Origin of the sequence: Pusillibacter faecalis (genome assembly GCF_018408705.1) — a bacterium.
GTDB lineage: Bacteria > Bacillota > Clostridia > Oscillospirales > Oscillospiraceae > Oscillibacter > Oscillibacter faecalis.
On record NZ_AP023420.1, the window covers coordinates 2,131,386 to 2,141,872 of the forward strand.

The window sequence follows — 10,487 nt, forward strand, 5'->3', positions numbered from 1 at the left end:
ATATCTGTGTCAATCAAGTCCCAAGCAAGAACAAAAAACGAGAAAAGGAATGGTGAACAATGAGTGAGATCAGATTGCATGGCCGTGGCGGCCAGGGTGTTGTCGTCGCAGCTGAGGTCATGTCCAACGCCATGATGAAGCAGGGAAAGTACTGCTCTGTTTTTCCCTCGTTCGGCATTGAGCGAAGAGGCACTGCGGTCATCGCGTTTGCGCGGGTTGCGGATGCGCCTGTCCGGGAGAAGAGCAAGTGCTATCACCCAGACATTTTAATGGTGTTTGATCCTTCTTTGCTGAGCAAGCCCGAGACCTATGAGGGCTTCCGCAACGGCGGGACCATCGTTGCCTGCGGTACAGATGTCAACGAGGTTCTAGCCTCCGGTGTCAAGCCCGGAAGAATCGTGATGGTGGACGGACTGAAGATCGCCTTTGAAACCATTAAGAAGAATATTACCAACATGATTATGCTGGGCACCTTTGCGAAGGCCACCGGTATGGTGGGAATCGAGGACCTACAGGCCGCCATGGTGACAGGCCTAGGTCCCGCGATGGCCAAGAAGAACGAGACCGCCATGAAGCGCGGCTATGATGAGGCTGTCATTTACGATTACGACAATGTCGAGAAGGAAGAAAAGGCCAAACCGCTGTTTCTGGAGCACATTACCTCCTGTAAACAACCGCCCAAACCCGCCTACGAGGCTCCTTGGGGCGACACCTCCGAGACCTATCAGATCGCCGCCACGGGGACCTGGAGATTCCGCCGTCCCGTGGTGGAGAAGGAGAACTGCGTCAAGTGCGGAATCTGCGCCTCCTATTGTCCTGTCCAGTGCATCAAGACGGACAACGAGGGCTATTACGTCCCCGATTATGACTATTGCAAGGGGTGCGGTATCTGTGTGAACGAATGCCCCAAGAAGACGATCTCTATGCAGCTGGAAGAGAAATAAGAGGGAGGTAACAAGAAATGCTGAAGGTTTTAAGTGGTAACAAGGCTGCCGTCTATGGTGCAAAGCTGGCCCGTGTGGAAGTGGCAGCCGTGTATCCCATCACTCCGCAGTCCCAGATTTCCGAGGATATTACCAAGGTCGTCGCGGCCGGCGAGCTGGACTGCGATATTATCGAGGTGGAGGGCGAGCACTCCGCGATGAGCGCAATCATCGGCGCCAGCACGGTGGGCGCACGTGTCTTTACGGCAACCTCCTCCTGGGGGCTTGCCTACATGAACGAGCCGCTGATGGTCTGTGCCGGCATGCGGATTCCCGCCGTCATGGTAGACGTGACCCGGGAGACCCCTGCCCAGCGCGGCGTCAGCACCAGCCGCCAGGATGTTATGACCGTGAGAGACTGCGGCTGGCTGGAGTTGGACCCCGCCTCCCCGCAGGAGGTTCTTGACTCTGTCTTGATGGCCTATCGTCTGGCGGAGGACCCTGAGATTCTGCTGCCTGTGATGGTGGCCAGCGACGGCTTCTATATGTCCCACGCCTATGAACCTGTCGATGTTCCCACGCAAGAGCAGGTTGACCAGTTCCTGGAGCCGGTCTCCGGCTGCAACCGGACGACATTTCAGGACGGCAGGGCAATGCAGTTTGATGTAGGCTATTCCGGCGTGAACTTTATCAAGTACCGCTACCAGACACAGAAGGCAATTGAAAAGGCCAAGGAGGTATTTCCCAGAATTGAGAGGGAATTTGAGGAGATCTTTGGAAGAAAGTATGGCGGTATGATTGAGGAGTATTTCTCCCAGGATGCTGACGTCCTGCTGATGACCGCCGGCTCCGCCGCAGGCAATGCAAAGGCTGTGGTGGACTCCGCCCGCGAGTACGGTCTGAACGTGGGACTGATCCGAGAGCGCATGTTCCGCCCCTATCCCAAGGAGGAACTGCGGCGCATTCTGAAGGGGAAAAAGGCCGTTGGCATCATCGACCGCAGTATCTGCTTAGGCTGGGACTGCGGACACCTGATGCAGGAGACCCAGGCCGCGCTCTGCGGCATGGAGGATGCCCCCAAGCTGGTGAACTTCATCGACGGCCTGTCCAGCACGGATGTGACCATCGAACATATTGAACGTGCTCTGGCCATCACACTGGCCGCCGCAAAGGGCGAGACCGTGGACGAGTGCAACTGGCTGAGCTGGGAAGACTAAGAAAGGGAGGCAATAGAAAATGTCTGTGAATGTGAAAGAAAACCTGGTTTCTCCGGGTCTGCCCCTGTGCGAGAGCTGCATGATGGAGCTGATTGTCCGTATGGCCGTCGAGGCGTGTGGCGAGGACACCATTCTCTTCGGCGGCCCCTGCTGTTGCGTGATGCAGGAAAAGACCGGAGTCCAGTACTACGGCACCATGATGACCAACATGGCCTCCAGCGCCTCCGGTGTTTCCCGCGCTCTGCGCCGCCAGGGCAAGGACACGACTTGCCTTTGTATTGCCGGCGACGGCACTACCGCCGACATCGCCTTCGGCTGCGTATCCGCGGCTGCAGAGCGCGGCGAGCGAATTTTGTACATTTGCTATGACAACGAGGCCTATATGAATACAGGTATCCAGCGCTCCTCTACTACGCCTTGGGGGGCCTGGACGAATACCACACCCATCGACACCAACAGCCGCGGCAAAAAAGCCAGCCCCAAGCCCGTCGCTGTTTTGATGGCGGAGCATGGCTGCGCCTATGCCTCCACCTGTAACCCTGCCTATATGAAAGATTTCAAGGAAAAGCTGAAGAAAGCGGTTGACGCCACCAAGCACGGCTTTGCCTATCTGCACGTCCTCTCCGCATGCCCCACTGGCTGGAAGGCGCCCGGAGACAAGGCTATCGAGATGTCCCGTATGGCCACCCAGACGAACTACTTCCCCCTTTGGGAGGCAGAGTACGGCGAATTCCGCATGACCGTCAAGACGCAGCCCCGGAAGCCGATCACGGAATTCACCAAGTACATGCGCCGTTTCGCTCACCTGACGCCGGAGGAGTTGGACTTCCTGCAAAAGGATGTGGACACCCGCTATGAGCATGTGGCACGCCTTTGTAAGAACTGAATGAAGACGGGGAGGCGATGAGATGAAATTAGGAATCATAGGCGGCGCCGGCCTTTTGGGGTCCACCACCGCGTTTGTGCTTGGCATGCGGGACATTCTGGACGAGATCAAGCTGGTCGATCTGAATGACAATGCCGCGAAAAATCAGGCCATGGACATGGGCCAGGCCATCCTGCCCTTCTCCAGAACCAAGATTACTCCCGCACATTACGCGGACCTTGGCGACTGCGAGGTGATTCTGGTGACAGCGAATATGTCCACCCGCCAGGTCACAGACCGCAGCGAACGCCTTAAGGACAACATGGGGCTTCTTGGCCCGATTACCGCGGAGATCAAGGCTGTGTGCAGGCAGGACCCTATCGTGATCATTTGCACCAACCCGGTGGATGTTTTTACCTATGTCGGCTGGAAACTGATGGGCAGTGACCGCAGCAAGGTGATCGGCTTTTCCTCCAATGATACGATGCGTCTGAAGTGGGCTGTGGCGGAGGTCAAGGGGCTGGATTACCGTCGGCTGGAGTGTGTATGTATCGGTGAGCATGGCGACGCACAGGTGCGTCTGCTGGACCAGATGACCTATGACGGGCAGCCACTCACCCTGACGGCGGAGGAGACGGAGACCGTCATCTGTTTAACGAAGGAGTGGTTCAAGGAATTTTCTGGTCTGGGCATCAAGCGCAGCACCGGCTGGACCTCCGGTGTCAATCTGGCAGAGATGATTGAGGCGATCATGACGGACAGCAAAAAGCTGCTGCCCTGTTCTGCGGTGTTCGGCGGAGAGTTTGGCTACAACGACGTTGCCTGTGGCGCGCTGTGTAGGCTGGGGAAAAACGGCGTGGAGGAGATCACGCTGCCTCTGAACAATGGACAGAAGGCAGAGATGGACGCAGCGGTTGCAAAAATTAAGGAACAGATTTCCTGGACCAACCTGTAAGTGCGGTTACAGGAGCCAAGTTTAGGCTGGACCGGGCACCGAGGTGGAGATGTCGATGCCCGGTTCCACCGCGCGGCTGGGGAGAGTGCTATCATTATTCTACAAAAAATCACTCTATTAATGTTTGATATTGCCGAAGATAATGCTGTTATAATGAAAATATATTGACAGTTTTACTGAAATGTATTATATATAAAATTACTAGAATGATATGGAAAGCTCTTCCGGCATTTGTTGAAAATGTTTGTACCCGGAAAGAGACTTTTTCTTTCCTAAAAATACAAAACTGTATTTGATAATAATGAACTATGTTGGGGGGGGTACGAGGCATGGAACACAGCCTTGGGTTTCTTGGCTTTGGGGAGGCGGCGTCTCAGATCGCATGTGGTTTTCACACACAGGGCATCACGGAAAACGCCGCCTATGATGTGGCAATGAACACAAAGGGAGGACAGAAAAAATTGCTGGGGGAGCGCCTGCAGGAGACAGACGTGACCCCAGTGGAGTCTATCGAACAGCTGATGAGGCGTAGCAGGATTATTTTCCTGGTCGTCCCGGCAAAGTTTGCAAGGGACGCGGCCATGGAGGCCCTGCCTTATATGACGAAGGAGCACATCTTTTGCGATCTGACCACCAATAAGCCATCGGTAAAGGAAGAACTTGGACGGTCATTTGCAGAGAGGGGGTATTTGTATGTGGATGCCTCCGTAATGGGAGCAGTTCCCATCTACCAGCATCGGACGCCTATGTATGTCTGCGGAAATGGGGCGAAGGAGATGATCCGGCTCATGACCCCGCTTGGCATGAACCTTACATATGTGGGGGAAGAGGCCGGAAGGGCTGTCAAAATGAAGCTCACCCGCAGCATTTTCGTCAAGGGCGTAGAGGCACTGACCCTGGAGACGCTCATGACGGCGAGAAAGCTTGGGATTGAGAAGGAGATCGTGGAGGGCATTGAGGCGTCCTTCCAAAAACTGGGCTTCACCCGCTTTTGTGGACAGCTGGTGACAAGCGGTGTTCTGCACGCGGAGCGGCGATCCTATGAGGCGTTGGAATGCAGGGAGTTGGAGGATGAGTTGGGCCTGAACTCTCTCATGGCGGAGGCAGCCTTCCAAAAGCTCAAGTGGTATGCGGAGTACGGTTACACAAAAATGGACCCACTGCCTCTGTGCAGCAGTCTGGACGAGCTGTATACCCTCTGGGAGAGAACAGGAGTACTCTGATGGATGGAAGCGAGCAAAGCAGTAATGCTTAAAAAGAAAAAAGGAGTATTGACATGAAAAAGAAATTGTTGTCCCTGTTGATGGCGGCCATGATGATGACTGCGATTCTGGCCGGCTGCGGAGGCGATACCGCTCCCGCAGACGACTCCGTCGGAGACGGAAGCGGCGCTGTGGCAAACCCTGACTACCCGAACAACGGAACCATCAACTGCGTGGTCGGCTGGTCAGCCGGCGGTACCACGGATTTGGTGGCACGCAAGGTGGCAGCCCTGATGTCCCAGGAACTAGGCTGCAACAACAACTGTACCAATGTCAACGGCGCTTCTGGCTCCATTGCCGCCACGCAGGTGACTGCGGAGGGCACCGACGGCGAAACCGCCTGGGGCGGTATGATCTCCGCGATTAACACCTGGCGCGCCATGGGCTATAACGATATGAGCTGGAAGGACTGGTACACGTTTATCAGCTGCCAAACGGACTTCGTCCTGGTCGTGGCGGGCAGCTCTGATTTTGAAACCTATCAGGACTTCGTGGATTATGCCGCTGCCAATCCCGGCAAACTGAGCTCCGGCAACCCCGGCCTGGGCAGCGTCGGGCATCTGGCCGCCGTTACCTTCTGCAACGCGTTCGGTATTGAGACCAACCATGTTCCCTATTCCGGCGGTCGCGCCGCTGCAATCGGCGTTATGGGCGGTGAGATCGATTATCTGTTCATCGCCTACGGCGACGTGTATGACCTGATTGAATCCGGAGACCTGAAGCCTCTGGCCTGCACCGGCGAAAGCGACAAGATTGTTACCATGGCAGACGATACGGAGATTACAATCCCCACACTGGACGGCGAGAAACCTGAGATTGCGGAGACCACCAACAAGTTGGCCATGTGGGGCGTGGCCCTTCCTCGGACCGCCCCTGCCGAACAGGTCCTAGCCTTCCAGCAGGCATGGCAGGATGCCGTGGATTCCGAAGAGTTTAAGGCTTACTGTGAGGAAATCGGCATCAAACCTGCTGCCATCACCGGTGATGAGGCCGACAAGCTCCTCTCCGAGGGCGAGGCCGTCTATGTAGAGCTGTTGGAGAGCTTGGATATGACCACCGTCAGCGCTGCTGATCTTGGCATCGCATCCTCTGCAGAATACAGTTGGGACAACGTGGACACCTCCGACCTAATCCCCTGGCCCGCCGCCTGAGAACGGTGCTCTCAGCACGCATGATCCATTAATGGGCAGAGGAGATACCGCTCCTCTGCCCATTCGGGGAAGCTGTATTTTGACTGGAAACAAGGAAGCCATACGTGAGGGTATGGCCGCGATACGAAGGAGGTATCTGGTTTGGCACAAAAGCTGAAACAAGGCGCAGAGGGAATTGTCATCATGCTGATCGGCCTTTTCCTGCTGGTCAACTCCATCAACATTCCCAACAACCCCATTAAGCAGGAGGGAATGGCGAATGTGCTGGCGCAGGCCAAGTTTGTTCCCATTGTGATGAGCGCGGGGGTCTTGATCCTGGGCGCGGTACTCTTCCTCAAGCAGGTGGGCGGCAAGGATAAGAGCGCCAGCCTGACAAAGGCGGAGTGGACTCGCATGGGCGTTGTACTGGTTCTGACAGCTGCGTATATTTTTGCCGCATACATGTTCAAGTTCATGATTCCCACCATCGTCTACGCATTCGCGTTGGTGTTCTTCCTGAATTGGAAGGCCAGAAAGAGCTGGCAGATCGTGTTTTTTGCGATTCTGGTGATTGCGCTGGGGTTATATGGCATGCCGCTGCTGATCAACCTCAAGATTCCCATGCTGTGAAACAAGGAGGATAAGAAAGTATGTCAATTGTAGCAGAATGGTCCTATCTTCCCTCCACACTGTTGGATATCATCACAGATCCCTGGACACTGCTGATCCTGCTGGGCGGCGTTATACTGGGCTATATCATCGGCGTGATCCCAGGCCTGGGTCCCACGATGGGCATGGCGCTGGTTCTTGGCATTATCTATAAGATGGAAACCAACCATGCACTGGCGCTGCTGCTGGGAATTCTGGTGGCTGCCATCTCAACAGGCGGCATTACGGCATGTCTAGCTAACATTCCGGGCACAGCCGCCGCCGCGGCCACCGTTGTGGATGGGTACCCCCTGGCAAGAAAGGGACGCGGCGCGGAAGCGGTTGGCTACACGCTCTACTCCTCCATCTTTGCCTGCGTCGCGTCTATGATCATCGTGTTCTTTATTCAGCCGTTCGTCGCCACGGTTGCCTTGAAGTTTGGCAACTGGGAGGTCTTTTTATTCTGTCTGTTCGGACTGATCATCGTCGGCTCCCTGGTGGGCAAGGATGTGGTGCGCGGGTGGATTTCCGCTCTGTTAGGCGTAATCCTGGCGCTGGTGGGCTGCGAAACCATTCAGTCCGTGCAGGTGCTGACCTTTGGAAAGCCTGCGCTGATGAGCGGTCTGAACAGCACGGTGGCCATTCTGGGTCTGTTCGGCCTGGGCGAGGTGTTCTTCACACTGCGTGAAAACTCCCCCATCAAGGTCACTGGACAGTCTGGCTTCCCCAAGATCAATCTCCGCGAGTTCGGCCGCAACAAGCTGAACATCCTCCGCAGCCTGTTTGCCGGCATGTGGGTCGGCTTCATCCCGGGCATCGGTGAGTCCGCAGCCTGTTGGTTCTCCTATGATCTGGCGAAGAAAGGGGCCAAGCATCCGGAGAAATTCGGAAAGGGCGAGCCTGCGGGCGTCATCGCCGCGGAGATTGCCAATAATGCGTCCACGGTCGGTGCCTTGATCCCCAGCTTGGCGCTGGGCATTCCCGGCAGTGCAACGACCTCGGTGTTTATCGCAGCACTGTTCCTGCTGGGCTTCCGTCCCGGTCCCACACTCATGAACGACGCACCCGGCATCCTCTGCAAGATCACGGTTCTGATGGTCCTGGCCGGTATTCTGCTGGCCGTTGTGGGCTTTTTCCTGTCCCGGTTCGCCATCAAGTTCCTAACGGTTGACAACAACCTGCTGATGCCGTTTGTTGTGGTGTTCTGCGTAGTTGGTTCCTACGCCACGACCTATACCATGACCAGCGTGCTGATGCTGCTGTTCTTCGGCGTTCTGGGCATGCTGATGAAGATCTACAAGTATCCGATTCCTCCCATGCTGCTGGGACTGCTGATCGGCCGGACCCTGGACGAGTACTTCCGGCGGTCCATCTTGCAGTATCCTAATGACCCCATCGGCATGGTGACTCGCCCCATTGGTATCGCGATTTCCATTTTCCTGATTTTCATGATCATCCTTAGTTTCAAGACCTCCAAAACAACGACAAAGACGGACGAAGAAATGGAGGAGATTGAGAAGAATCTACAAGAAGCTGTTTCTGAAGAGGCATAACCATCCCACAAGACACCCCCGCCGCCTAAAAGAGCAGGCGGCAGGGGTGTTTGCCATTCACAGCGAATCCTGCCTGGGAGGTCCATGATGGCAATCAAAATGACAGACGCCCAAAAGGGCGTATCTCTGGCAATTCTCAGCGCGCTGTTCTATTCCCTGATCTCTGTTTGCGTCAAGTGGATCGGGGGGGCGCTTCCCACAATGGAAATTGTCTTTTTCCGGGCGCTTGTGATGCTTCTGGTGGGTAGCGGCTCCATGGTGCTCCGGCATCAAAAGCTGGGGAGAAAGCATCGGTTTCTCCTGATTCTGCGGGGCTTGAGCGGAGCTATGGGGGCCTTTACCTATTATGCGGCTCTCGCGATGATCCCCCTTGCGGAGACCATGGCACTGGTCAACTTGAGCCCGTTCATCGTCAGCATCCTGGCCGGACTATTCCTGAAGGAGGAGATCCGCAGGAACCACCTCCTGGCGCTGTTGATCAGCTTCGCCGGGGCGCTTTGCATTATCCGACCTACCTTCGAGGGCGTGGGTGCCGGATATCTTGTTGCATTTGCGTCAGCGGTGATCACGGGCTGCTCGTACACGCTGGTGAGAAAGCTGAAACATGATGTGGACACGCCCACCATCGTGTTTTATTATAATGTTGTCTCCATTTTGGTGGCGTTTCCTGTGATGCTGATGGGCGGGTTTGTGATGCCCGTGGGCGCGGAGTGGTTTAAGCTGGTCTGCCTGGGACTGGCGGCGCTGCTCTTTAACCAGCTGAACACGTCGGCCTACCAGTATGCCGCTGCGGGGAAAATATCCATATATAATTATCTCTCCATCATCTTTTCCGCGGTGTTCGGGAGTTTCCTGTGGAACGAGCATCTGATCCTGGGAACAGGAATCGGCATCGCGCTGATTCTGACCGGCGCGGCTCTCTCGTTCTGGAGTGGCCGAGAAGACCGGAGGAGTTAACGGAGACACGGAGACGAATTGCTTGGGAGGCGGTATGATGAAACATGTGATCGTTGGGATCAGCGGCGCATCAGGCACGGCCATCGCGGCCGCTGTGCTGGAACGGTTGAAGCGGGAGTCGGACTGGCGCACATTTTTGATTATGACACCGGCCGCAGAGACAACCGCGGAGATTGAATATGCACCGGGTGTGGATCAGCTGAAAGCGCTTGCCGACGTAGTCTGCAGCCCACGAGACATCGGAAATTCCGTCGCCAGCGGAACATTTCGGACAGAGGGCATGGTCATCGTGCCGTGCAGCATGAAGACCGTGGCCGGGATTGCCTGCGGCTATACCGACAACCTGCTGCTGCGGGCGGCAGATGTCGTGCTGAAGGAACGCCGGCAGCTAACCTTGGTTCCCCGCGAGGCGCCTATGAACGTGATCCACTGCCGGAACCTGCTGACGCTGGCCGAACTGGGGTGCACGATCATTCCGCCTGTGATGACGTTCTATAATCGCCCGGAGTCCATTTCAGATATGGTGCGGCATATCGCGTGCAAGGTCCTTGACAGCTTCGGTATCTACGAAAACGATATGGACAGGTGGGAGTATCACACATGACGGGGATGCTGAATACTGGGAGCAGCCGCTTGAATGTCAGCCTGTGCTGGGAGCGGATCGGAGATGACTGGTCGATCACGCTAAGCGGCGGTGAACGGCCGCACATCGGAGCGGCAGCAGCGGCATGGTGGCAGGGGGAGCGCGTCGAGTGTAGCGTCGTAACGGTGCCAGGGCATCGGGAGACGGAGCTGGCATTTTCCTGTGCCGTCCGCTGTTGCGCGGTGCTGCAAAAGACGGTTCTGGTGAGCTGCGGCATCCATATTGACGCAGCAGAGAAGGCCGAGGTTGAGCAGCTGGTTGAGATGGCCGCTGGCCTCACAGAGCGGTTTCTTGAAAAAATCCGGGAGATATAGGAGCCAGCGCGGCTTTTTTA

General features: G+C 56.0%; 11 protein-coding genes. All 11 read left to right on the forward strand.

Going from position 1 to position 10,487, the window contains the following annotated elements; all coding sequences use genetic code 11:
* The first annotated feature begins 59 nt into the window (after nucleotides 1-59).
* The 11 genes from KJS55_RS10615 (at nucleotide 60) to lpdD (ending at nucleotide 10,467) form a co-directional block, all read left to right on the forward strand.
* Nucleotides 60-944, forward strand: coding sequence for a 2-oxoacid:acceptor oxidoreductase family protein (locus tag KJS55_RS10615; RefSeq protein ID WP_187029652.1), 885 nt, complete (start codon nucleotides 60-62; stop codon nucleotides 942-944).
* Between the two features lie 17 nt (nucleotides 945-961).
* Nucleotides 962-2,140, forward strand: coding sequence for a pyruvate synthase subunit PorA (locus KJS55_RS10620; protein ID WP_187029654.1), 1,179 nt, complete (start codon nucleotides 962-964; stop codon nucleotides 2,138-2,140).
* A 19-nt stretch (nucleotides 2,141-2,159) separates the two neighbouring features.
* A complete protein-coding gene (locus KJS55_RS10625) occupies nucleotides 2,160-3,026 on the forward strand; it encodes a thiamine pyrophosphate-dependent enzyme (protein WP_187029656.1) in 867 nt (288 codons plus the stop codon).
* Between the two features lie 22 nt (nucleotides 3,027-3,048).
* Nucleotides 3,049-3,960: a malate dehydrogenase gene (locus KJS55_RS10630; RefSeq protein WP_187029658.1), complete on the forward strand. Its 912-nt coding sequence runs from the start codon at nucleotides 3,049-3,051 to the stop codon at nucleotides 3,958-3,960.
* A 329-nt stretch (nucleotides 3,961-4,289) separates the two neighbouring features.
* Nucleotides 4,290-5,183, forward strand: a complete 894-nt coding sequence (locus KJS55_RS10635) for an NAD(P)-dependent oxidoreductase (RefSeq protein WP_187029660.1) — start codon at nucleotides 4,290-4,292, stop codon at nucleotides 5,181-5,183.
* 53 nt (nucleotides 5,184-5,236) lie between these two features.
* On the forward strand, nucleotides 5,237-6,373 hold the full coding sequence (locus tag KJS55_RS10640) for a tripartite tricarboxylate transporter substrate binding protein (protein WP_187029662.1): 1,137 nt from the start codon (nucleotides 5,237-5,239) through the stop codon (nucleotides 6,371-6,373).
* Between the two features lie 141 nt (nucleotides 6,374-6,514).
* Nucleotides 6,515-6,982, forward strand: coding sequence for a tripartite tricarboxylate transporter TctB family protein (locus KJS55_RS10645; protein WP_213543313.1), 468 nt, complete (start codon nucleotides 6,515-6,517; stop codon nucleotides 6,980-6,982).
* 20 nt (nucleotides 6,983-7,002) lie between these two features.
* Entirely contained in the window at nucleotides 7,003-8,553 is a 1,551-nt protein-coding gene (locus KJS55_RS10650) for a tripartite tricarboxylate transporter permease (RefSeq protein WP_187029666.1), read from the forward strand.
* An 84-nt stretch (nucleotides 8,554-8,637) separates the two neighbouring features.
* The gene (locus KJS55_RS10655; RefSeq protein ID WP_213543314.1) at nucleotides 8,638-9,510 is read left to right on the forward strand and encodes a DMT family transporter; all 873 of its coding nucleotides are present in this window, start codon (nucleotides 8,638-8,640) and stop codon (nucleotides 9,508-9,510) included.
* Nucleotides 9,511-9,544: 34 nt separating this feature from the next.
* Nucleotides 9,545-10,114, forward strand: coding sequence for a UbiX family flavin prenyltransferase (locus KJS55_RS10660; RefSeq protein WP_228300515.1), 570 nt, complete (start codon nucleotides 9,545-9,547; stop codon nucleotides 10,112-10,114).
* Nucleotides 10,111-10,467 (forward strand): prenylated flavin chaperone LpdD, encoded by a 357-nt coding sequence (lpdD, locus tag KJS55_RS10665; RefSeq protein WP_187029672.1) that lies wholly within the window; start codon nucleotides 10,111-10,113, stop codon nucleotides 10,465-10,467. Before KJS55_RS10660 ends, lpdD begins: the two co-directional genes overlap by 4 nt.
* Nucleotides 10,468-10,487 lie beyond the last annotated feature (20 nt).

Coding starts and splice junctions, on each gene's coding strand:
- KJS55_RS10625 (WP_187029656.1), top strand. CDS start 2,160: ATGTCTGTGAATGTGAAAGAAAACCTGGTTTCTCCGGGTCTGCCCCTG.
- KJS55_RS10630 (WP_187029658.1), top strand. CDS start 3,049: ATGAAATTAGGAATCATAGGCGGCGCCGGCCTTTTGGGGTCCACCACC.
- KJS55_RS10655 (WP_213543314.1), top strand. CDS start 8,638: ATGATGGCAATCAAAATGACAGACGCCCAAAAGGGCGTATCTCTGGCA.
- lpdD (WP_187029672.1), top strand. CDS start 10,111: ATGACGGGGATGCTGAATACTGGGAGCAGCCGCTTGAATGTCAGCCTG.
- KJS55_RS10650 (WP_187029666.1), top strand. CDS start 7,003: ATGTCAATTGTAGCAGAATGGTCCTATCTTCCCTCCACACTGTTGGAT.
- KJS55_RS10660 (WP_228300515.1), top strand. CDS start 9,545: ATGATGAAACATGTGATCGTTGGGATCAGCGGCGCATCAGGCACGGCC.
- KJS55_RS10615 (WP_187029652.1), top strand. CDS start 60: ATGAGTGAGATCAGATTGCATGGCCGTGGCGGCCAGGGTGTTGTCGTC.
- KJS55_RS10620 (WP_187029654.1), top strand. CDS start 962: ATGCTGAAGGTTTTAAGTGGTAACAAGGCTGCCGTCTATGGTGCAAAG.
- KJS55_RS10635 (WP_187029660.1), top strand. CDS start 4,290: ATGGAACACAGCCTTGGGTTTCTTGGCTTTGGGGAGGCGGCGTCTCAG.
- KJS55_RS10640 (WP_187029662.1), top strand. CDS start 5,237: ATGAAAAAGAAATTGTTGTCCCTGTTGATGGCGGCCATGATGATGACT.